General features: G+C 71.3%; 20 protein-coding genes. 10 read left to right on the top strand and 10 right to left on the bottom strand.

Annotated elements, in window-relative coordinates:
• Nucleotides 1–26: 26 nt before the first annotated feature.
• From M3667_RS12555 to M3667_RS12540, 4 genes are all read left to right on the top strand, one after another.
• Complete coding sequence (locus M3667_RS12555) at nucleotides 27–1,181, top strand: exonuclease SbcCD subunit D (protein WP_251508438.1); 1,155 nt, start codon at nucleotides 27–29, stop codon at nucleotides 1,179–1,181.
• Nucleotides 1,178–4,210 (top strand): AAA family ATPase, encoded by a 3,033-nt coding sequence (locus M3667_RS17055; protein WP_251508436.1) that lies wholly within the window; start codon nucleotides 1,178–1,180, stop codon nucleotides 4,208–4,210. The genes M3667_RS12555 and M3667_RS17055 overlap by 4 nt, the downstream gene beginning before the upstream one ends.
• A 34-nt stretch (nucleotides 4,211–4,244) precedes the next feature.
• Nucleotides 4,245–4,427 (top strand): hypothetical protein, encoded by a 183-nt coding sequence (locus M3667_RS12545; RefSeq protein WP_144832350.1) that lies wholly within the window; start codon nucleotides 4,245–4,247, stop codon nucleotides 4,425–4,427.
• 103 nt (nucleotides 4,428–4,530) lie between these two features.
• Nucleotides 4,531–6,045, top strand: a complete 1,515-nt coding sequence (locus tag M3667_RS12540) for an MFS transporter (protein ID WP_230705019.1) — start codon at nucleotides 4,531–4,533, stop codon at nucleotides 6,043–6,045.
• On the opposite strand, the gene M3667_RS17050 is transcribed toward M3667_RS12540, so the two are convergent.
• The 4 genes from M3667_RS17050 to M3667_RS12520 form a co-directional block, all read right to left on the bottom strand.
• Nucleotides 6,042–6,599, bottom strand: coding sequence for a nucleoside phosphorylase (locus M3667_RS17050; protein ID WP_251508434.1), 558 nt, complete (start codon nucleotides 6,597–6,599; stop codon nucleotides 6,042–6,044). The two genes, M3667_RS12540 and M3667_RS17050, sit on opposite strands and share 4 nt — an antisense overlap.
• Before the next feature lie 90 nt (nucleotides 6,600–6,689).
• Nucleotides 6,690–7,634 (bottom strand): aldo/keto reductase, encoded by a 945-nt coding sequence (locus M3667_RS12530; RefSeq protein WP_251508432.1) that lies wholly within the window; start codon nucleotides 7,632–7,634, stop codon nucleotides 6,690–6,692.
• Between the two features lie 95 nt (nucleotides 7,635–7,729).
• Nucleotides 7,730–7,870, bottom strand: a complete 141-nt coding sequence (locus M3667_RS12525) for a hypothetical protein (protein ID WP_251508430.1) — start codon at nucleotides 7,868–7,870, stop codon at nucleotides 7,730–7,732.
• Nucleotides 7,867–8,067, bottom strand: a complete 201-nt coding sequence (locus M3667_RS12520) for a hypothetical protein (protein ID WP_251508428.1) — start codon at nucleotides 8,065–8,067, stop codon at nucleotides 7,867–7,869. Before M3667_RS12520 ends, M3667_RS12525 begins: the two co-directional genes overlap by 4 nt.
• A 99-nt stretch (nucleotides 8,068–8,166) precedes the next feature.
• Here M3667_RS12520 and M3667_RS12515 point away from each other — a divergent pair, with 99 nt between their 5' ends.
• The gene (locus M3667_RS12515; protein ID WP_251508426.1) at nucleotides 8,167–8,664 is read left to right on the top strand and encodes a DUF427 domain-containing protein; all 498 of its coding nucleotides are present in this window, start codon (nucleotides 8,167–8,169) and stop codon (nucleotides 8,662–8,664) included.
• 44 nt (nucleotides 8,665–8,708) lie between these two features.
• Here the strand turns inward: M3667_RS12515 and M3667_RS12510 are convergent, their stop codons facing one another.
• The gene (locus M3667_RS12510) at nucleotides 8,709–10,769 is read right to left on the bottom strand and encodes an NAD(+) synthase (RefSeq protein WP_251508423.1); all 2,061 of its coding nucleotides are present in this window, start codon (nucleotides 10,767–10,769) and stop codon (nucleotides 8,709–8,711) included.
• Nucleotides 10,770–10,878: 109 nt separating this feature from the next.
• Here M3667_RS12510 and M3667_RS12505 point away from each other — a divergent pair, with 109 nt between their 5' ends.
• Nucleotides 10,879–14,445 carry a bifunctional RecB family nuclease/DEAD/DEAH box helicase gene (locus M3667_RS12505; protein WP_251508421.1) on the top strand — a complete coding sequence of 1,189 codons (3,567 nt, stop codon included), beginning with the start codon at nucleotides 10,879–10,881 and terminating at the stop codon, nucleotides 14,443–14,445.
• A 558-nt stretch (nucleotides 14,446–15,003) separates the two neighbouring features.
• Here the strand turns inward: M3667_RS12505 and upp are convergent.
• Complete coding sequence (gene upp / locus M3667_RS12500) at nucleotides 15,004–15,636, bottom strand: uracil phosphoribosyltransferase (RefSeq protein WP_251508419.1); 633 nt, start codon at nucleotides 15,634–15,636, stop codon at nucleotides 15,004–15,006.
• Between the two features lie 86 nt (nucleotides 15,637–15,722).
• On the opposite strand from upp, the gene tadA reads away from it, so the two are divergent.
• Nucleotides 15,723–16,187: a tRNA adenosine(34) deaminase TadA gene (tadA, locus tag M3667_RS12495; protein WP_251508622.1), complete on the top strand. Its 465-nt coding sequence runs from the start codon at nucleotides 15,723–15,725 to the stop codon at nucleotides 16,185–16,187.
• Here the strand turns inward: tadA and M3667_RS12490 are convergent.
• Both M3667_RS12490 and M3667_RS12485 read right to left on the bottom strand, forming a co-directional pair.
• The gene (locus M3667_RS12490) at nucleotides 16,173–17,102 is read right to left on the bottom strand and encodes an LLM class F420-dependent oxidoreductase (RefSeq protein ID WP_251508417.1); all 930 of its coding nucleotides are present in this window, start codon (nucleotides 17,100–17,102) and stop codon (nucleotides 16,173–16,175) included. The genes tadA and M3667_RS12490 overlap by 15 nt on opposite strands.
• A gap of 37 nt (nucleotides 17,103–17,139) precedes the next feature.
• On the bottom strand, nucleotides 17,140–18,252 hold the full coding sequence (locus M3667_RS12485) for an alpha/beta fold hydrolase (protein WP_251508416.1): 1,113 nt from the start codon (nucleotides 18,250–18,252) through the stop codon (nucleotides 17,140–17,142).
• Between the two features lie 121 nt (nucleotides 18,253–18,373).
• On the opposite strand from M3667_RS12485, the gene proC reads away from it, so the two are divergent.
• A complete protein-coding gene (gene proC / locus M3667_RS12480; protein WP_251508413.1) occupies nucleotides 18,374–19,219 on the top strand; it encodes a pyrroline-5-carboxylate reductase in 846 nt (281 codons plus the stop codon).
• Between the two features lie 2 nt (nucleotides 19,220–19,221).
• On the top strand, nucleotides 19,222–19,509 hold the full coding sequence (locus tag M3667_RS12475) for a DUF1905 domain-containing protein (RefSeq protein WP_251508411.1): 288 nt from the start codon (nucleotides 19,222–19,224) through the stop codon (nucleotides 19,507–19,509).
• 29 nt (nucleotides 19,510–19,538) lie between these two features.
• Here M3667_RS12475 and M3667_RS12470 read toward each other — a convergent pair whose 3' ends face one another.
• Both M3667_RS12470 and M3667_RS12465 read right to left on the bottom strand, forming a co-directional pair.
• A complete protein-coding gene (locus tag M3667_RS12470) occupies nucleotides 19,539–20,210 on the bottom strand; it encodes a TrkA family potassium uptake protein (protein WP_056224009.1) in 672 nt (223 codons plus the stop codon).
• On the bottom strand, nucleotides 20,203–21,645 hold the full coding sequence (locus M3667_RS12465; RefSeq protein WP_251508410.1) for a TrkH family potassium uptake protein: 1,443 nt from the start codon (nucleotides 21,643–21,645) through the stop codon (nucleotides 20,203–20,205). Before M3667_RS12465 ends, M3667_RS12470 begins: the two co-directional genes overlap by 8 nt.
• Nucleotides 21,646–21,713: 68 nt before the next feature.
• Here M3667_RS12465 and M3667_RS12460 point away from each other — a divergent pair, with 68 nt between their 5' ends.
• Nucleotides 21,714–22,109: a helix-turn-helix transcriptional regulator gene (locus M3667_RS12460; protein ID WP_144832387.1), complete on the top strand. Its 396-nt coding sequence runs from the start codon at nucleotides 21,714–21,716 to the stop codon at nucleotides 22,107–22,109.
• Nucleotides 22,110–22,133 lie beyond the last annotated feature (24 nt).

Genomic DNA, 22,133 nt, shown 5'->3' with positions numbered 1-22,133 from the left:
TCGGAGGTCCGACGTAGCGTGTGAGCATGCGGATCCTCCACACCTCCGACTGGCACATCGGGCGCTCCTTCCACGGGTTCTCGACACTCGACGCGTTGAGTGGCGTGCTCGAGGCGCTCGTCGCCCAGGTGCGCGAGAACAAGGTCGACGTGGTCATCGTCGCGGGCGACGTGTTCGACTCGGCCGCTCCGTCCGCTGCGTGCTATCCATTGCTGTCGCAGACCCTCGCCGCTCTCGCCGATGAGGGCGCGCGCGTCGTGGTCACCAGCGGCAACCACGATTCGGCCGCACGCCTCGGGTTCCAGTCCGCACTGCTGCGCTCCGAGGTCGCGGTCGTCACCGACCCCTTGTCGGTGGGAACCCCCGTCACGATCGACGACGAGCACGGACCGGTCCACTTCTACGGCATCCCCTACCTCGAGCCGGCCATCGTGCGTCATCTCTGGGAGGGGGTCGAACTGCGCAGCCAGGCGCAGACCATGCAGCACGCGCTCGACCTCGTGCGCTCCGACCTCGCTCGACGAGGGGGGCGGTCGGTCGTCGCGGCGCACTGCTTCGCCGCCGGTGTCGACGCCACCCCGGGGGTCGAGCGCGAGATCCGTCAGGGTGGGCTCGACGTGGTCCCGCTCCCGGCGTTCGACGGACCCGACTACGTGGCACTCGGGCACATCCACGGCCGCCAGCAGCTGTCCGAGCGCGTGCGGTACGCGGGGGCGCCCCTGCACTACAGCTTCTCCGAAGAGGGCAAACCGCGGGGCTCGTGGCTCGTCGACCTCGACGCCGCAGGGCTGGCGTCGGTGCGCTGGATCGACCTGCCGGTCCCGCGCCCTCTCGTCACCCTCCGCGGGCCGCTCGACGACCTGCTCGCCGATCCCCGCTTCGACGGGCACGACGAGCACTGGGTGCGCGCCGAGTACACCGACGCGACACCCCAACCCGATCCCATGCGACGTCTCCAGGCGCGCTTCCCCTGGTGCGCGACGGTGGTGCACCAGCCCTCCGGCGTCCGCGCCGACGACGGGGTGGCCTACAGCGCGCGCGTGCGCGCCGCCCGCGACGACGGCGAGATCATCGAGGCCTTCCTCTCGCACGTCCGAGAAGGCGAGGGGGCGTCCGACGCCGAGCGCGAGCTGATCCGCGAGGTCCTCGACTCCCGCTCGGCGGCAGAGGCCGCGAAGTGAAGCTCCACCGGCTCGAACTCGAGGGCTTCGGCCCGTTCCTCGAGACGCAGGAGGTCGACTTCGACGCGTTCGCGGCCGACGGCATCTTCCTGATCACGGGGCGTACCGGTGCCGGCAAGTCGAGCATCCTCGACGGCGTCTGTTACGCGCTCTACGGCGGCGTCCCCCGCTACGACGGCGGCGAGCGCCGGCTGCGCAGCGACCACTGCGAACCCGACGACCCCACGCGCGTGACGTTGGAGTTCAGCGCCGAAGGCGACCGCTGGCGTCTGACGCGATCGCCCGAGTTCGAGCGGCCGAAGCGCCGCGGCGGCGGCACCACGAGAGAACCCCACCGGGCGGTGCTCGAGGTGCTGACACCCGAGGGTTGGACGGGCGTCGCCGCGCGACCGGTCGACGTCGCCGCCCGCCTCGACGAGATCCTGGGGCTGACCCAGCAGCAGTTCCTGCAGGTCATCCTGCTCGCGCAGAACCGCTTCGCGCGCTTCCTCCTGGCGAAGAACGACGAACGCCTCAGCCTGTTGCGCACGCTCTTCGGCACGCGCACCTTCGAGCAGTACGCGGCGGAGGTCGACGAGCGCCGCAAGCGCGCTGCCGAGCGCCTCGCGAACGAGGGGGTCGAGGTCGCCACCCTCCTCGATGAGGCCGAGCGACTCGCGGCCGACCTCGATGAGGCCGCGGTGACCGAGGGTGACTCCGCACCCGCCGATGTCGAGGGCGCCGCCGGTCTCGGCGTCACCGAGCGGCTTTCCCGCCTCGTCCGGGCCGTCGAGCGTGCCGACTACCGGGTCGACACCCTCGCCCGTGAACGTGACGAGAGCGATCAGCGCCTCGACGGCGCGCTCACCGCGGAGCGCGCTGCCACGGCCCTGCACGACCGGCAGGTCGAGCGACTGCGGATGAGAGATCGTCTCGCCGCGCTCGACGAGGTCGGCGACGCCGTCGACCGTGCCCGTCGAGAGGCGGCGGAGGCAGCCGAGGCCGAGGCCCTGGGTGCGCCGCTCGACGCTGCGGCGTCCGCGCGAACGACCGCCGAAGCCGCTCGGGTGCGTGCCGCCGCCGCGATCGAGGTCGTCCGCTCGCTCGGCGAAGAGCCGGCGGACGACGACGATGACGCTCTCCGCGCCCGCGACGACGCGCTCACCGCTCTGCTCTCCCGCGCCGAAGAGGCCCGTGCGGCGGAGGTCGAGCTGGAACGGCTCGAGGCCGAACGCGCCGCGTCCGCGGCGCGCGTCGTCACCCTCGAAGCGGAGCATTCCGCCCTGGTCGACGGCCGCGCCGAGGTGCCCGAGGTGCTTCGCGACCTCGACGAGCGACTCGTCCGGCTCGAGGGTGCGGCGGCGCGTCGAGAAGCAGCCCTCGCGACCCGCGACGACACCCGTCGCCGTCTCGAGGCGGCTCGGCAGGCGGCGCGTCTGCTCGACGAACGCGAGCGAGCCGACCTCACCTCGCTCGTTCGCGCCGATGAGCTGCAGCAGGCCGTCGAAGCGTGGACGACCCTGCTGCGCGCGCGCCTCGCCGGCGCGGCCGCGGAGCTCGCCCATGAGTTGGTCGACGGACGACCGTGCGCGGTGTGCGGTTCGACCGAGCACCCCCGTCCCGCGCGCGGCGACGGCGAGCCCGTCACCGACGAGCAGATCGCGGCGGCAGAAGAGCGCAAGAACACCGCGGCGACGGCCGATCGCCTCGCCGCCGACGCCGCGCGCATCGCGCGCGACGAGCACGCCCTGGCCTCTGCTCGCGCCGGGGGCGACGACGTACAGACGCTTTCCGCGCGACTCGACGACGCAGAAGCGGCGCTGACCGCAGCCGAGGCGGAGGTCGCGGAGAGAGAGGTCGTGCAGACCGAGCGCCGCCGCTGCGCCGACCTCGATCGCGAGATCGCGGCGCGCATCGAGACCCTCGTGGCCGAGATCGCGACGGTGCGCCAGGACGCGGCCCTCCTCACCCAGCGCGTCGACGTCGTGAGCGCCGCCGTGCGCGAGGCTCGCGGGGAGTTCGCCTCGGTCTCCGCGCGGCGAGACGACCTGCGCGCGCGTCGCGCCGCCGTCCGCGAGCTCCGCGAGGCCCGCGCCCAGCTCCGTGCGGCCGACGAGGCGGCCCGCGTCGCAGGCGAGGCCCTCGACCGACTCGTCGGCGCGAGCCCGTTCGCCGACGTCGGCGCCGTCACCGCTGCCCGGCGCACCCCGGCCGAGCGACAGCGCCTCGACGGCACCGTCGCCGAGCACGACGCCGCCGTGACCGCCGCGAAGCAACGTCTGCTCGAGCTCGAGCTCGAACTGGTCGACGCCGCAGACGAGCCGGTCGATCCGGCACCGTTCGCGGCAGCCGTGTCCGAGGCGCGGGCGCGCCTGCAGACCGCCGCCGCCGGACACGCGACCGCGCGGGCGCTGGCCGATCGGCTCCGCGGGATCGCCCATCGGGCCGACGAGGCGCAGGGCCACATCGCGGCTCTCTCCGACGAGCACGCCGTGGTGGCGCGACTGGCTGACACCATGGCGGGTCGGGCGCCCAACACGCGCCGGATGACCCTCGAGACCTTCGTGCTCGCCGCCGAACTCGAAGAGATCGTGGCCGCGGCCAACCTGCGCCTCGAGCACATGTCGGCGGGACGATACCGCCTGCAGCACACTGATGCCCTCGCAGCGCGCGGCGCGGCCAGCGGCCTCGGCATCGAGGTGATGGACGCCTTCACCGGCCAGTTCCGACCGCCGCAGTCGTTGTCGGGCGGCGAGACCTTCCTCACCTCCCTCGCCCTCGCTCTCGGCCTCGCCGAGGTCGTCACGGCCCGTGCGGGCGGCATCCGCCTCGACACGCTCTTCATCGACGAGGGCTTCGGCTCCCTCGACGACGACACGCTCGAGCTCGCGATGCGTACCCTCGACGAACTCCGTCAGGGCGGACGCACGGTGGGGATCATCAGCCACGTCGCGTCGATGAAAGACCAGCTCCCCGCCCAACTGCACGTCGCCGCGACCCCGCGCGGACCGAGCGTCATCCGGCAGGGGGCCGTGGCACCGACCGGGTGAGCGAGGGGGTGACGCGGCCGACTACGCTGAAAATATGCGCAAGAGCACCATCTGGACCATCGTCGGCGTCGTCGTGGCCGTCATCATCGCGTGGGTCCTGGTGAACATCCTCTTCTCCCTCCTCGCCTTCGTGTTCCGGCTCGTGGCCGTGGCCGTCGTCGCCGTGATCGTGTTCTTCGTGCTGCGGGCGGTGTTCGCGCGTCGCGACGTCGACTGAGCGCGGGCGCCGGGGCCGGTCCCCTCGCATCTCCCGGTAGCGGCGCTCGCGTCGGATGCAAGCCCGAACCCGGTGCGGGAGGTCGGGAGTAGCGTCGACCTCGATGTCTCAACCGCCTGCACCCACGGACTCCGCCCATCCCCCGACACGCGACATCGTCCTGTCGCCGCGGCATCGGTGGCGGGCGTACTGGGTGGCCGTGGCGGTGGCCGCTCTCACGATCCTCGACCTGACCAAGGTCAATGTCGCGCTGCCCTCCATCGAGGCGGCGCTGAACGCCGGGCCGACCGAGTTGCAGCTCGTCGTATCGGGGTACATCCTCACGTTCGGCCTCGTGCTGGTCCCCGCCGGTCGCCTCGGCGACCTGCGCTCGCGTCGCATGCTCTTCCTGGTCGGGCTGTCGCTCTTCCTCGTCACGAGCCTCGCGTGCGCCCTGGCGCCGAACACGACGGTGCTGCTGGTCGCGCGCCTGTTGCAGGGTGTGGCGGCCGGCATCCAGATGCCGCAGGTGCTGGGGCTCGTGCAGCAGCTGTTCCAGGGAAAAGAGCGCGGTCGCGCTTTCGGCCTGTTCGGAGCCACGATCGGCATCGCCACCGCGTTCGGTCCCACCCTCGGCGGCCTGCTGATCGCCCTGGGCGGCGACACCGACGGCTGGCGCCTCATCTTCTGGATCAACATCCCTCTGGTGGCGATCGTGATCGCCCTCGCGGCGTGGCTGCTCCCCGACACCCGGACGAAGTCGCATCGTCGGCTCGATCTCGACCCGGTTGGGGTGGTGCTGTTCGCCCTGACGATCCTCGCCCTCATGTGGCCGTTCCTGTTCACCACCGGCAGTCCCGACGATGACCCGAACCGTTGGTGGTTCCTGGTGGCATCCGTCGTGTTCGCCGCGGCGTTCGTGTTCTGGGAGCGCCGGTACGCCGAGCGGGGCCACATGCCGCTCATGCCGTTCTCGATCTTCTCGCTGTCGTCGTACCGCAACGGCGTGCTGATCTCGACGGCCTACTTCTCCGCGGTGCCCGCGATGTTCCTGCTCGGCACCCTGTTCCTCCAGGGCGGACTCGGACTCGCTCCGGTGTTCGCCGGAATGGTGACCATCGGTTTCGCGGTGGCCTCAGCGGGCAGCTCGTGGATCGGGGGCAATCTCGTCACCCGATTCGGACGCCCCCTGGTGGTCTGGGGCATCCTCGGCATGGTCGTGACCGCGGGCGCCCTCGTGCTCGTCGCGCTGTTCACGGCACCCGAGTGGACGCCGTGGGCGATGGCCGCGGTCATGGCCTTCGGCGGGTTCGCGGGCGGGCTGGTGATCTCTCCGAATCAGACGCTCACGCTGGCCGAGATCCCGGTCAAGAGCGGCGGCGTCGCGGGCTCGGTCGGACAGCTGGGGCAGCGCATCGGAACCGCGGTCGGAACCGCGATCGCCCTCGCGCTGTTCTACGCCACGGTCTACCGCGAGCAGGGGAGCGTCGACGATCAGGCCGTGCTGTACCACGACGCCTACGCGTCGGGGATGATCACGGTCGGCGTCTTCCTCGGCCTCGCGCTCATCGTGGGCGTCGCCGATCTCGCCGGCCGCGCCCGCTCGGGTTCGCAGACGCCGTTCGGCAGCGACGACTAGACGCCGTAGCGCGTACGGAACTCCGCGCGCAGCTCGTGGCTGCAGCGCTCGACGACGTCGTCCCACAGCTCGGTGGCGCCGTCCTGGGCGCGGTCCGACACGGCGCGGAGAACCTGGATCGGCACGTCGAACTGCTGCGCGACCCAGATCAGGGCGTAGGTCTCCATGTCGACGAGGCTCGCGCCGAGACCGCGGATCAGGCGCACGGCCTCCGCGTCGTCGACGAAGTGGTCGCCGGTCGCGATGACGACGCCTTCGACCCCGGTGTCCACGCGGGTGGGCAGCGAGACGTGTTCGCCGAACGTGCCGTCGAGGCCCTTCACGTCGTGCTGGATCGCGCCCGCGATGTCGTAGATGCCGCCCTCGACCTCGTCGTCGATGGCTCCGGCGGTGCCCACCACGATGATCTCGTCGTACTCGCCGGTGGCGAGAGCCCGCGTGAGGGCGTACGCCGCCGGGATCTTTCCGACTCCCGTGAGCAGACGCTCGAAACCGGGGATGTCGTCTTCGAAGGCGACGAGTTCGGAGGCATGGGCGGCGACGAGAAGCTTCACCCTGCCATTGTCCCCGATCGGTGAAGCGCTCACCGACCTCCAGGGCCCGAACCGGCCGAGCCCCTGCCGCGGGGCTCGGCCGGGTCGGTGTCAGCCCTGCGCGGGCGCGGAAGCCCTTGACAGACGGGCCACCTCGTCGGCGGTCAGCTCCAGCGACGTGCTCGCCAGAAGGTCGGCCACCTGTTCGACCTTCGAGGCGCTGGCGATGGGGGCGGCGACCGTGGGCTGCGCGCGCAGCCAGGCGAGTGCCGTCGAGGCGATCGACGCGCCGTGCGCGTCGCCCACGTCCTCGAGTGCGTCGATGAGGGCGAGACCCGCGGGAGTGGCGAGCTTCGCCGCCCCTTCGGCGCGCGGCGACGACCCGGCGGCATCCGACGACCGGTACTTGCCGGTCAGGAAGCCGCTCGCCAGGGCGTAGTAGGGCACGAGCGACATCCCGTACTGCTCGGCGACGGGCACGATCTCGCTCTCGACCTGCGTGCGGTGCACGAGGTTGTAGTGCGGCTGAATCGCCACGGGCAGATCGGCCCCGGCCGCCTCGGCCAGCGAGATCCACTCGCGGATGCGCTCGGCGGTGTAGTTCGACACGGCGACGTAGCGCACGAGGCCGTCGGTGACGAGGTCGGCGAAGGCGGCCACCGTCTCTTCGAGGGGCGTCTCGGCGTCGTCGAAGTGGGCGTAGTAGAGGTCGATCGCGTCGACACCGAGGCGCTTCAGCGACGCCTCGGCCGCGGCGCGCACGTTCGACGCCGACAGGCCGCGGAACTCCGGGTGCTGGCTGACCTTGGTGGCCACGACGACGTTCTCGGGCTTGCGCGAAGCGAGCCACTCGCCGATGAGCGTCTCGCTCTCGCCTCCGGAGTTGCCGGGAACCCAGGCGCTGTACGCGTCGGCGGTGTCGATGAAATCGCCCCCGCCCGCGTGGAAGGCGTCGAGCACCGCGAACGAGGTGTCGCGGTCGGCGGTCCAGCCGAAGACGTTGCCCCCGAGCGAGAGGGGGAGGATGTCGAGGTCGCTGCGTCCAATGCGGGTCATGATGCCCTTTCCGTCGAGGTTCACTGACCCTGTGGTCAACGGTGACGCTCTGTGTGCATTCCCGCAACGCGCCGCGAGAGGCACGGAACGCGGGGTCAGCTGCCGCCCGAGAGGATGCCGATGAGGCCGCTGATCAACAGCCACAGACCCACGCCCGCGCCGGCGATCCAGATGACGACCGTTCCCGGGGGGTACTTCTTCTTGCCGTCGCCGCTGCCGCCGTCGGGGGCGCTCACGAGCGCACCATCATGATGATCGAGACGGTGAGCACGGCGAGACCTCCGAGGACGGCGATGGTGGCGATGACGGGTCCGCCGCCGGCGAAGAACGCGGCGACGCCGAGAGCGACGAACAGCACGCCGAGCACGAGCCCGACCGCCTGATACACGCGATAGCGCCGGCCCTCACCCGACGTCACCTTCTGTTCGCTCACGATTCCCCCTCCTGCTCAGGCTACCCAAAAGCGACTGTCCCCCCGATTCCGTCTCCGGGGAACGCCCCGCAACGGCCCCGCGCGGCGTAACGTGGGCCCATGCCGCGCCCCGCTCCCGACCCCGTCCGCCCCGGCCAGGAATCCGTGTGGGAGTACCCCCGCCCGCCGCGAGTGGAGCGGGTCGACAAACGCGTGCAGATCGACTTCGGCGGCACGCGCATCGTCGACACCGACGACGTGGTGCGTGTGCTCGAGACGAGCCATCCCCCGGTGTATTACCTGCCCATCTCGGCTTTCGGCGGTGCGCTCACGCTCGGCGAGGGGGCGTCGTTCTGCGAGTTCAAGGGCGGCGCGCGGTACTTCGACGTCCACGGCGGTGGGGGAGCGGTCGCTCCGCGCGCGGCGTGGAACTACCCGCACCCCATGCCGGGCTACGAGGCGCTCGAAGACCGCGTGGCACTGTACGCCGGGCCGATGGATCGCGTCGTGCTCGCGGGCGAGACGGTCGAGCCCCAGCCGGGCGGGTTCTACGGCGGGTGGGTGACCGCCGACCTCGCGGGTCCGTTCAAGGGCGTGCCGGGCTCCATGGGGTGGTGAGCCCCGCCTCCCCCTCGAGGAGAGGGGGCACCGGATGCCGCGCCTCAGGCGCGGTCGAAAGCCCCCGGCACCGCCGCGTGCAACTCGGCGATCCACGCGCGGGCGTTGCCGTCCGACGGTGCGCGCCAGTCTCCGCGCGGTGACAGCGACCCGGCGGGGGAGACCTTCGGACCGTTGGGGATCGCCGAGCGCTTGAACTGCGCGAACCCGAAGAACCGCTGCAGGAACACCTCGAGCCATTTCGCCACCGTGTCGAGGTCGTACGCCGGACGCTCGCCCTCGGGATAGCCGGCGGGCCAGGACCCGGCATCCGGATCGCCCCAGGCGTGCGCCGCGAGGAACGCGATCTTCGACGGCCGGAAGCCGTACCGCATGACGTGGTAGAGCGAGAAGTCGTGCAGGTTGTACGGACCGATGCGGTCTTCGGTCGACTGCATGCGGCCGTCTTGGCCGGCCGGCACGAGCTCGGGGCTGATCTCGGTGTCGAGCACGTCTTGCAGCACGTCGACGGTCGCCTCGCTCAGCTCGCCGGCCGAGATGACCCAGCGGATGACGTGCTGGATCAGGGTCTTGGGGACTCCGGGGTTGACCGAGTAGTGGCTCATCTGGTCGCCCACGCCGTAGGTGGACCAGCCGAGCGCGATCTCGGACAGGTCGCCCGTTCCGATGACGATCCCGCCCTTCATGTTGGCGAGGCGGAAGAGGTAGTCGGTACGCAGACCCGCCTGCACGTTCTCGAACGTGACGTCGTGCACGGGCTCCCCGGCCGCGAACGGGTGCCCCATGCGCGAGAGCATCTCGGATGCCGCGGGGCGGATGTCGATCTCCTCGATCGTCGCGCCCACGGCCTCGGCGAGGGCGATCGCGTTGCCCTTGGTCTTCGCGCTCGTGGCGAAGCCGGGGAGCGTGTAGGCGAGGATGTCGCTGCGGGGGCGGCCCATGCGGTCCATGGCCCGCGCGATCACCAGCAGCGCGTGCGTGGAGTCGAGCCCGCCGCTGACTCCGAGCACGGGCTTCGGCGAGCCGATCGCCTGCAGGCGCTGCACGAGGCCCGACACCTGGATGTTGAACGCCTCGTAGCAGTCCTGCGCCAGCCGCGCGGGGTCGTCGGGGACGAAGGGGAAGCGATCGAGCGCGCGCCGCACGCCGATGTCGCCCGCGGGCGGGGCGAGCTCGAACGTCACGGTGCGGAAGCGCGGGTCGACCGTGCGGCGGTTGTCGTCGAAGGTGCCCTGACGCAGCCGGTCCTGTCGCAACCGATCGAGGTCGACGTCGGCGACGCTGCGGCGGGGCCCGTCGGGGAAGCGCTCGGTCGTGGCGAGCAGCTGCCCGCCCTCGTAGATCATCGTCTGCCCGTCCCACGAGACGTCGTTCGTCGACTCGCCCTGGCCGGCGGCGGCGTACACGTAGGCGGCGAGGCAGCGCATCGACTGGGACTGCGACAGGATCGACCGATCGTCGGCGCGACCGATCGTGATGGGGCTCCCCGAGAGGTTGGCGAGCACGGTGGCTCCGGCGAGGGCTGCACTCGATGACGGGGGGATCGGCACCCACACGTCTTCGCACACCTCGGCGTGCACGGTCAGACCGGGGACGTCGGTGGCGGCGAAGAGCAGGTCGGGACCGAACGGGACGGTCTCGCCGGCGACGCGGATCTCTCCCCCCGCCTGGTCGTCGCCGCGGGCGTACCAGCGGTGCTCGTAGAACTCCCGGTACGTCGGCAGGTACGACTTGGGAGCGACGCCCAGCACGCGGCCCCGGTGGATCACCACGGCGCAGTTGAAGAGGCGGTTGCCGTGCCGCAGGGGAGCGCCGACGAGCAGGACCGGAAGCAGATCGGCGGATGCCGAGACGAGGCGCTCCAGCGCCGTCTCGACCGCGTCGAGCAGGGGGTCCTGCATGACGAGGTCGTCGATCGCGTAGCCGCTCAGACACAGCTCGGGGAAGACCGCGACCGCGACGCCGTCCGCGTCGCACTCCCGCGCGGCGCTCAGCACGGCATCGGCGTTCGTCGCGGGGTCGGCGACGGCGACGGGGATCGTGCACGCCGCCACGCGCGCGAATCCGTGACGGTAGACGCTCTCGAACGGCAGATCGGTGATCACCGCTCCAGTCTGGCAGGAGCCTCCGACACCGTCGCCACCCCTGGCGATCGGACCGCGGCTGTGGACGGGCGACGACCGATGTCGGTGGTCCCGATTAGCGTTGACGACCATGCGGTACATCGAGCAAGACGCGCGGATCGTCTGGAGCGCCAGCGACCTCAAGGCGGCGACGGAGTGCGAGTTCGCGTGGCTGCGCGCCATCGACGCGAAGATCGGCCGCGTCGCCCCGGTCGACGACCCCGAAGACGCGACCCTCGAGCGGGCCGCGCGGCTCGGCACCGCGCACGAGCAGCGGGTTCTCGAGGAGTACCGCCGGCGTCTCGGCGACGCGGTGCGCGAGATCCCGGCGGCCCGCTCGTCCGATGCCGAGGCGCTCGCCGAGGCCGTCCGCCTCACCGACGCCGCGCTGGCAGACCCGAGCGCCGAGGTCGTCTATCAGGCGGCGTTCGCGACCGACGAGTTCGTGGGCTTCGCCGACTTCCTCGTGCGCGAGCCCGCCGACGTGACCGGCGCGCCGCGACGGTGGCTCGTGCAAGACACCAAGCTCGCCCGCCGGGCGCGGGTGACCGCGCTCATGCAGCTCGCGGCCTACGTCGATCAGCTCGACCGCCTGGGCGTCGAGCGCGCCGACGAGGTGCAGCTCCTGCTCGGCGACGGCACGACCAGCACGCACCGGGTCGACGACCTTCTGCCGGTGTTCGCGCTGAGGCGCGCACGCCTACACGCCCTCATCGCCGACCGTCGCGTCGAGCTCGGCCTCGCGGGCCCGGTCATCGCCTGGGGAGACCCGCGCGGAGACCTCGACGTCATCGCGTGCGGCCGGTGCGCGACCTGCGAGCTCGAGGTCGTCGCCCACCGCGACCTGCTCCTGGTCGCGGGCATGCGGCCGGTGCAGCGCGATCGTCTGCGCGCGGGCGGCATCCGCACCATCGACGACCTCGCCGCGGCCACCGAGCCGCCCACGGCGATGAGCGGCGACACGTTCGCCTCGCTGCGGACGCAGGCGCGACTGCAGCTCACCAGCCCCGCCGGCGTCCCGGGTGACCCGGCTGCGACCGACAGCGCCCCCGCGGTGCCGACGTTCGAGGTGGTGGCGCCGAAGTCCCTCGGCGTGCTGCCGCGTCCCGACCACGGCGACCTGTTCTTCGATTTCGAGGGCGACCCGCTGTACACCGAGGGCGCGGGCGTGCAGTGGGGCATCGACTACCTGTTCGGGTGGGTCGACACGCGAGAGGTCTACGGCGAGCTGTGGGCCCACACCTTCGACGAGGAGCGCGCCGCCCTCGAGCGGTTCCTCGACATAGTGGCCCTGCGTCGGCAGCAGTACCCCGACATGCACATCTACCACTACGCGCCCTACGAGCCCACGCATCTGCTCACCATGGCGGCGCGCTACGGCGTGCGAGAGGCCGACGTCGACCGGCTGCTGCGCGACGGCGTCTTCGTCGACCTCTACCCGGTCGTGCGGCGGGCCCTGCGCGTCGGATCCCGCTCGTATTCGATCAAGAAGCTCGAGCCGCTCTACATGGGCGACGAGGTGCGCACGAGCGACGTGCAGCGCGGCGACGACTCGATCGTGAAGTACGTCGAGGCGCGAGCCCTTGCGGCAGACGGCGACGCCGCCGGCGCGCAGCGCGTGCTCGACGACCTCGCCGACTACAACCGCTACGACTGCGTCTCGACGCGCCGCCTACGCGACTGGCTGGTCGACCGCGCGCGCGAGGCGGGCGCCGTCCCCGCCCGGGGAGCGGAGCCCGACGAGCAGACGTACGAACCCTCCCCCCGTGCGACCGCTCTGCAGCGCTGGGCCGCGAGCGCGGCCGAGGCCGACGAACACTCCGCCGACGCCCAGGCGCTCCGCCTCGCGGCGGCCGCGATCGACTACTACCCGCGTGAAGAGAAGACCTACTGGGCCACCCACTTCCTGCGTCTGCGCGAGCCGGTGTCGGTGTGGGAAGAGACGCGCGACGTGGTCGTCGTCGACGCGTCGCGCTCACGGGTCGTCGCCGACTGGCACTTCCCCGAGTCGGGGCGCGGATCGGAGCGCCGTCTCGTCGAACTGCGCGGAGACGTCGCTCCCGGCACCCGCCTGAGCGTCGACTCCGACCCCTTCGCGGTCTACGACCTTCCGGCGCCATTCCCCCTCGACACCCGCCCGCGGTGGATCCACGGTGCGCGGCGCGTGACGGTGCGCGAGGTGCTCGATGACGGGGCCATCGTCGAAGAGACCGCCGCAGATGGCGTGACGTGGGACGATCTCCCCCTCGCGCTGACGCCACCGGCGCCGCCGCGCGCGGGAAACCAGCAGAAGGCGATCGACGCGTGGGCCGACGAGGTGCTCGCCGCTGTCCCTCGCATCCCCGACGGTCCGGCGGCCGACATCCTCCGCCGCGTTCCGCCGCGCACGCGGTCGGGCAGCCTCGCTCCCGTCACGACCGTCGACGGCGGCGACGGAGACGATGAAGTCGCAGCCATCGCCCGGAGCGTCGCCGACCTCGACCACAGCTACCTCGCGGTTCAGGGCCCTCCCGGCACCGGCAAGACCTACGTGGGGTCGCACGTCATCGCCCGCCTCGTCGCCGAACGCGGCTACCGCATCGGCGTCGTGGCGCAGTCGCACGCGACCATCGAGCACATGCTCGACCAGGTGATCGTCGCCGGCGTCCCCGCGTCGCGCGTGGGGAAGGCCCCCAAAGACCCGGCCGCGCCTCACGCGTTCACGGTGCTGCCGAAGAACGGGGTCGCGGCCTTCACCGCCGAGAATGCCGAAACCGGCTTCGTCGTCGGCGGCACCGCGTGGGACTTCAGCCACGAGACGCGCATTCCCCGCGGCAGCCTCGACCTGCTGGTCATCGACGAGGCGGGGCAGTTCTCGCTCGCATCGACCATCGCGGTCTCTCTCGCCGCGCAGCGTCTGCTTCTGCTCGGCGATCCCCAGCAGCTGCCGCAGGTGAGTCAGGGCACCCACCCCGAGCCGGTGGACACGTCAGCCCTCGGCTGGATCATCGACGGCGCCGAGGTCGTGCCCGCGGAGCTCGGATACTTCCTCGCCCGCACCCGTCGCATGCACCCGGCCGTCGCCGGCCCGGTCTCGCGCCTGTCGTACGAGGGTCGCCTCGAGGCCCACCCCTCGACAGCTCTCCGTGATCTCGAGGGCGTCGAGCCGGGCGTGCACGTCGTGCCCGTTCGCCACCGCGGAAACTCGACCTTCTCGTCCGAGGAGGCGGCCGAGGTCGCGCGCATCGTGGGCGAGCTCGTCGGCCGTGTCTGGACGGGCGCCGAAGGCGGAGCCGGAGACACCGCCTCGGTGCACGAGCCGCGCCCCCTGCGCACCGACGACATCATCGTGATCACGCCCTACAACGCCCAGCAGGTCGCGGTCGAAGAAGCCCTCCTGGCCGCCGGACTCGCTGACGTGCCGGTCGGCACCGTCGACCGGTTCCAGGGCAAGGAGGCCGTCGTCGCCATCCTCACGTTGGCGGCATCGTCGGGGCGCGAGGCGCCGCGCGGACTTGAGTTCCTTCTGCTGCGCAACCGCATCAACGTCGCGGTCTCGCGCGCGATGCAGGCGGCATACATCGTGTACTCGCCCGCGTTGCTCGACGACCTCCCGCGCACACCCGAGGGCGTGGCGCGCCTCAGCGCGTTCGCGCGTCTCGTGGCCGAGGCCGACTGACCGGCCACGCCGCGATCAGGGCGCGCCGGGCGGCACCGGTGCGTCCGGTGCCGAGCGGCCCCGACTTCGAAGGCAGCCGTGGCACGCCTGCGAGCTCCAGTGGGCCGTCAGCCGTGACCCCGTCGGCAGCCCCGGGCCCGGCGGGCAGCCCCGGCCCGGTCGGCAGCCCCGGTCCGGCCGACAGCCCCGGCCCGGACGGCAGCCTCAGCGCACCCAGACGACAGCCCCGGCGCACCCAAACGACTGCCCCGGCGCACCCAGACAACAGCCCCGGCGCACCCAGACAACAGCCCCGGCGCACCCAGGCGACAGCCTCGGCGCACCCAGACAACAGCCCCGGCGCACCCAGACAACAGCAGCCTCGGCGCACCCAGACGACAGCCTCGGCGCACCCAGACAACAGCAGCCTCGGCGCACCCAGACGACAGCCTCGGCGCACCCAGACGACAGCCCCGGCGCACCCAGACGACAGCCCCGGCGCACCCAGACAACAGCCCAGCGCACCCAGACAACAGCAGCCCCGGCGCACCCAGGCGACAGCCCCGGCGCGCCTGGACTTCAGGCGGTGCCGTAGAGGCGGTCGCCGGCGTCACCGAGACCGGGCACGATGTAGCCCTTCTCGTTGAGGCGCTCGTCGACGGCGCCCAGCACGAGGGTGACGTCGTGGCCCTCGACCTGCTTCTCGATCGCCGCGACACCCTCGGGTGCGCCGAGCAGGCAGATCGCCGTGACGTCCTGCGCGCCGCGCGCGAAGAGGAACGTGATGGCCGCGCCGAGCGAGCCGCCGGTGGCGAGCATCGGGTCGAGCACGAAGCACTGGCGGTCGCTGAGGTCGTCGGGCAGGCGCTCGGCGTACGTCGTCGGCTCGAAGGTCTCTTCGTCGCGCACCATGCCGAGGAAGCCGACCTCGGCCGTGGGCAGGAGCTTGACCATACCCTCGAGCATGCCGAGCCCGGCGCGCAGGATCGGGACGACGATGGGGCGGGGCTCGCTGATCTTGACGCCCGTGGTCGTGGTGACCGGGGTCTGGATCTCGATCGGGTCGACGCGCACGTTGCGGGTGGCTTCGTACGCGAGGAGAGTCACGAGCTCTTCGGTGAGCTGACGGAACACCGGCGACGACGTCTGCACGTCACGCAGCACCGTGAGCTTGTGGGTGATGAGCGGGTGGTCGGCGACGTGGACACGCATAGGCTCAAGGCTAACCTCTTCGCCCGCGCGGCTCAGCCCCCGTTCTTGGAGCTCCTGTGATCTCGACCGCCCGCGACCTCGACGCGATGCGTCGGGCTCTCGCGCTCGCCGACGCCGCCGCGAGCGACGACGACGTGCCGGTGGGGGCGGTGGTGCTGGATGCCGCGGGCGAGGTCATCGGCGAAGGGCGCAACCTCCGCGAGGTCACGCACGATCCCACGGCGCACGCCGAGGTGGTCGCGCTGCGGCAGGCGGCGACGCGCCTCGGATCGTGGCACCTCGCCGGCTGCACGCTCGTCGTCACCCTCGAGCCGTGCGTGATGTGCGCGGGCGCGATCCTGCAGGCGCGCGTCCCTCGCGTGGTGTTCGGCGCGTGGGATGCCAAGGCGGGAGCCGCCGGGTCGATGTACGACCTTCTGCGCGACCGGCGTCTGCCGCACCGCGTCGAGGTGGTCGGCGGTGTCGACGAGGAGCGCGCGACCGCTCAGCTCCAGGCCTTCTTCCGCGACCGTCGCGGCTCGGACGACGCGGCCTCCTCAGCGCGGGAGTAGCGGCAGCAGCTCGGCACCCACGAGGTCGGCGTGCTCGACGTCGCGCAGGTCGAGCAGCTGGAAGTACACGCGCGACGCACCCAGAGCGCGCAGGCGCTCGACCTTCTCGGCGATCTGCGCGGGGGAGCCGATGAGGTTGGCGCCGTTGTCGAACTGCGCGCGCGTCTGTCCGATCGCGGCGACGCGGCGCTCGATCTCGGCGTCGTCGACGCCCACGATCGTGGGCAGGGCCACCGAGAGCTGGAGGGTCTCGGGATCGCGCCCGATGCTCTCGCACGCCTGCCGCACCACGCGGAATTTCTCCGCCACCACGTCTTCGGCGACGAAGCCGATGTTGAACTCGGTCGCGTACCGCGCGGCCAACGCGGGCGTGCGTCGGGGGCCGCCGCCGCCGACGATGACCGGCACGCGCGACTGCACGGGCTTCGGCAACGCCGGCGCCCGGTCGAGCCGGTAGTGCTCGCCGTCGAAGCTGAAGGTCTCGGCATCCGGGGTCTGCCAGAGCCCCGTCACGACCTGCAGCTGTTCTTCGAGCAGGTCGAAGCGCTTGGGCGGGAACGGGATGCCGTAGGCCTCGTGCTCGCGCTCGAACCACCCGGTACCGAGGCCCAGCTCGGCGCGACCGCCCGACATGGCGTCGACCTGTGCGACCTGGATCGCGAGGATCGAGGGAACCCGGTAGGTCACCGACGACACGAGGGTTCCGAGGCGGATGCGCGAGGTCTCGCGGGCGAGGCCGGCGAGCGTCGTCCACGCGTCGGTGGGGCCGGGGCGGGGGTCGCCCTCGCCCATGCGCAGGTAGTGGTCGGAGCGGAAGAACCCGTCGAGGCCGTGCCGCTCCGCGGACTGCGCGAACGCCAGCTGGTCGTCGTATGAGAAGCCCTGCTGGGGCTCGGTGAACAGGCAGTACTCCACGGGTGGCTCCAGGGGACGGGACGGGACGGGGGAGAGGTCAGTCGGCGGATCGCAGGATGATCGCCTCGGTCGGCGGTGCGGGGTCGGCGGGTCGGCCGACGTAGCCGATGTGCGTCAGCAGAGCGCGACGGAACTGCGCGGGACGCTCGAGGTGCACCGAGTGGCCGGCCCCCTCGATCTCGACCTCGGTGACCTCGCCGCCCTTCTCCTGATAGGCCGCGAGCACGTCGCGCGTCTGCGAGACCATCGGCTGCGCGGGAGCGACCTCCGCTCCGGGCCAGCCCGGCACGACGCCGAGGGCGCCGAGGTGGTTGAGGTCGTAGAACGATTCGTCGGACACGATGGCATCCGCCGTCCCATGGATCCACAGGATCGGGGGCTTGGGCGAGAGGTCGACGATGCCCGAGACGTCGAAGTACTTCGGCGCCATGCTGTTGAGCACCCCGGTGGTCCCCGGCGCGAAGCCGGGCCAGGTCGCGGTCGGGACCGAGTCACCCGGGTAGTTGCCGCCCGCGGTCGAGGTGGTCAGCATCGACTCGACCCACACGTCTTCGTGATCGCTCTCGTAGCCGGGCGCGACGTAGCCCGCCCGGAAGACCGACCGCGGCGAGGTGGGGGCGTCGGCGGTGGTGTCGTGGTCGATCAAGCGCTGGACGAAGTCGGCGTTGGCCGCGCCCGCACCGGTTCCGGCGTCTTCGTCGTTCAGGCGCGAGCCGTCACGACGGGTGCCGCCGAAGCCGTAGGGCGACACGGGGGCCTGCAGGGTCAGCGAGCGAACCGGGTGGTCGAGGGCGTACTGCATCACCACCCCGCCTCCCATCGACCAGCCGACGAGGTGCGCCTCGGGAATGTCGAGGGCCTGCAGGGTGGCGAAGAGGTCGTCGCTGAAGTCGCGCACGCCGCGGGTGGCGTCGAGGGGCGTGTGTTCGGTGCGTCCGAATCCGCGCAGGTCGACGGCGAGCACGCGCAGGTCGCTCGGCAGGTCCTGCATGATCTCCTGCCAGAACAGCGACGACGAGACGTTGCCGTGGACGAACACGACCGTGTGATCGGGGGTCGTCGCCGGGTCGTCGCCCGTGCGCTCGAGCACGTTGACACCCAGCCGGTCGGTCTCGACCAGGCGCGCGCTGATGCCGTCGAAGAGAGTCATCCAGGGTCCTCCGTATCGCTCGCCGGTGCCGCGGTACACCGCTTCCCGACTCTAACGCGCGACCCCTGTGGTCGCACCCGGCGTGCCCCGCGTCACGAGGGGTCTTCGTAGACTGGGGCGCATGACCGATGCCACCCTCTCGCTGCCCCCGATCGCGATCCTCGGAGCCGGGTCCATGGGCGGGGCGATCCTGCACGGCCTCGTCGCGTCGGGACTCGCCGAGGGCGGCGTGACGGCCACCAACCGCTCGATCGCGAAGGCCGCCGAGCTCGCCGACCTCGAGGGCGTGACCAGCGTCGCCCTCGAGGCGCATCCGGCCGGCAACACCGAGGCCGCGGCATCCGCCGACATCGTCCTGGTGGGGGTCAAGCCCGCGATGGTGCCCGATCTGCTCGATGAGATCGCCCCGCACCTGCGACAGGGTGCCGTCGTGGTGAGCCTCGCGGCCGGTGTGACGCTCGACACGTTCGCGCGCCACCTCGGCGAGGACGTCGCCGTCATCCGCTCGATGCCGAACACCCCGTCGCTCGTGGGTAAGGGCGTCACGGGCCTCGCGGCGGGCGCCTCGGCATCGGCCGATGACGTCGCGATCGTGCGGGCCCTGTTCGAGACCGTCGGGGCGGTCGTCGAGGTGCCCGAGTCGCAGATCGATGCGCTGTCCACCATCTCGGGGTCGGGCCCCGCCTACGTCTTCCTGCTCGCCGAGCAGTTCACCGCGGCGGCCGAACGCATGGGCTTCGACCACGACCAGGCCCGCCTGCTCGCGGAGCAGACCTTCATCGGCGCAGCTGCCCTCATGGCGGCCTCCGACGACGAGCCGGCCGAGCTGCGCCGTCGCGTCACGAGCCCGAAGGGCACGACCGAGCGCGCCGTCGCGGTGCTGCAGGACGCCGACCTCGCCTCGACCTTCACCACCGCCGCCGAGGCCGCCCTGGCCCGCGCGAAGGAACTGGCCGCGGGGAGTTGACCGTGCGCCTGCGGTTCACCGGAACGATCTGGCACTGGCGCGGTCCGGCGCCGTACCACTTCGTCTCGGTGCCGCCGGTCGAGGCCGCGATGATCGCAGAGGTCGCCCCCGTCGTCACCTACGGCTGGGGCATGATCCCGGCATCCGTCACCGTCGGCGGCACGACCGTGACCACCTCGCTCTGGCCGAAGGACGGCGGGTACGTCGTTCCGATCAAGAAGGCGCTGCAGGATGCCGAGGGGCTCGGCGTCGGGGACGAGGTCGACCTCGCGCTCGACATCGACGCCTGAGCCCGAGCCGCCGCGACGGGTGGGGAAGCTCAGCGGTCGAGCGACGCGAAGCGCTCGATGTCGCTGTTCGTTCCCGACACGATGATGAGGTCGTGGTTGGTCACCACGGTGTTGGCCTCCGCGTAGCGGAACGGGCGTCCCGGGCTCTTCACCCCGACCACCGTGACGTTGTACTTCGAGCGGACGCCCGACTCGTTCAGGCCCACCCCGCGCACGAGCTTGGGCGGGTACATCTTGGCCAGCACGAAGTCGTCGTCGAAGCGGATGAAGTCGAGCATGCGTCCGCTGACGAGGTGCGCGACGCGCTCTCCGGCCTCGGCCTCGGGGTAGATCACGTGGTTCGCGCCGACGCGGGCGAGGATCTTGCCGTGCGACTGCGACACCGCTTTCGCCCAGATCTGCGGGACCTTGAGGTCGACGAGGTTGGCGGTGATCAGCACGGACGCCTCGATGAGCGAACCGACCGCGACCACGGCGACCTGGAAGTCCTGGGCGCCGATCTGGCGGAGCGCGTCGATGTTGCGCGCGTCAGCCTGGACGGCGTGGGTGACGCGCTCCGACCACTTCTGCACGAGCTCGAGGTTGCCGTCGACGGCGAGCACCTCGCGGTCGAGTCGGTCGAGCTCACCCGCGCAGGCGGCGCCGAAGCGCCCGAGGCCGATCACGAGGACGGGGGCGTCACTGCGGATGCGTTCAACCAACGATGGGCCTTTCCACGGGGAGCGCGTACAGCTGCGACCGGGACGAAGCAGCCACGGCCGCGGCGAGTGTCACTGTACCAATGCGCCCCATGAACATCGTGGCCGCCATCACGTAGACGCCGAGGTCGGGGAGCTCGGCGGTGAGTCCCGTCGACAGCCCCACGGTGGCGAAGCCCGAGACGACGTCGAAGAGCACGTACTCGATGGGGGCATCGGTGATGCGGCTGATGGTGACGGTCGAGACGGCGACGATCGTCGCTCCCCACGCGACGACCGACAGCGCCACGCGCTGGACGTCGCTGGGGATGCGGCGCCCGAACGCCTGCACCGAGGGGCGCCCCTTCGCCTCGGAGAAGACGGCGAGGGCGAGCACGGCGAGCGTGGTGACCTTGATGCCACCGGCGGTGGACGCCGATCCGCCGCCGACGAACATGAGCATGGACCCGACGATCAGGGTCGCGCCGTTGAGGTCGCCGATGTTGATCACGCTGAAGCCGCCCGAGCGCGTCATGGCCGAGAGGAAGAAGGCCTGGAACGTCGTGTCCCACGCATCCATGCTGCCGAATGTGAGCGGGTTGTCGTATTCCAGCAGGAGTATGACGCCCGCCCCGGCGAAGAACAGGATGACCGTCGTGATGATCGTGAGCTTGGCGTGCAGAGACCACAGACGGAAGCGCCAGTAGTGGCGCCAGAGCGTGAAGATGACGGGGAAACCGATCGAGCCGAGGAAGACGCCCGCCATCAGCACGGTCAGCAGGTAGTAGTCCTGCGCGAACGGCGTGAGCCCGTCGGCGTTGGGGATGAAGCCCGTGTTGGTGAACGCCATCGCCGCGTAATAGGGCGCTTCCCAGAGCGCGACGAGGGGGTTGATGCCGCCGATGATCAGCGACGGGTAGATCAGCACCGTCAGCACGGCCTCGATCACCAGCGTCGACAGGGCGACGGTGCGCAGCAGTTGTCCGACCTCGCCGAGGCGGACGGTCTGGCCCTCGTTCACCGGTCCGCCGTGCGCGCGCAGGGGGTTGCTGTCTCCCGCGGCGATCAGCTTGGCGCGCAGTCCCAGTCGCTTCGAGATCACCAGGCCGAGGATCGATGCGAGGGTCAGTACGCCGAGCGCTCCGACGTTGACGCCGATGTAGGTGATGGCCCGACCGAGGGGGGAGAAGTCGGAGTACATGTTCAGCGTCGACAGGCCGGTGACGCAGATCGTCGACACCGCGGTGAACAGCGCGTCGGCGAACGCGATGCGTTGACCGGTGGCGGATGCCGCGGGAAGGGAGAACAGCGCGGTGAACAGAGCGATCAGCGTCACGAACACCAGGACCGCGAATCGCGCGGGGGATGCCGTCGTCAGATTGCGCAGACGATCCCATGCCTCGTAGGCGATGCGACGCGCCCGCGTCGACAGTCGAACCTCGTTCGGCGTCGCCGCCATGCGCCGCTCCCTTCGGTGTCCGAACCCGAATCATGGTACTCGGGCCGGGGCGCCGCTAATCTGATGCCATGGCGGACATCTTCGACGTGATCGCTGACGGAACGCGTCGCGACATCCTTCAGCTGCTTCTCGACCGGGCGACCGGTGGCGAGCGGGGCACGAGCGTCTCGCAGATCGTGGCATCACTGGGGGTCAGCCAGCCGACCGTCTCGAAGCACCTCAAGGTGCTGCGCGAGGCCGAGCTGGTGTCGGTGCGCGAAGAGGGCCAGCACCGCTATTACAGCCTGGCCGTCGCTCCCCTCGACGAGGTGGACGACTGGCTCGTGCCCTTCTTCTCCATCGACGAAGAGAACGAACCGGCTCTTCCGGAGTCGGCGATGCACGCCGCCGAAGTGGTGGGTCGGGCCGCGGCGTCGGTCAAGCACTCGTTCTCGACGGCGCTGCGCAAACTCCCGGGCAGATGACAGCTCCGGATGCCGGCTCCCGGC

The organism is Microbacterium sp. P26 (assembly GCF_023712585.1).
In the GTDB taxonomy this organism is placed as follows: Bacteria; Actinomycetota; Actinomycetes; order Actinomycetales; family Microbacteriaceae; genus Microbacterium; species Microbacterium algihabitans_A.
The sequence above is the reverse complement of the archived record's forward strand: the minus strand, read 5'-3'. Positions and strand labels throughout refer to the sequence as shown.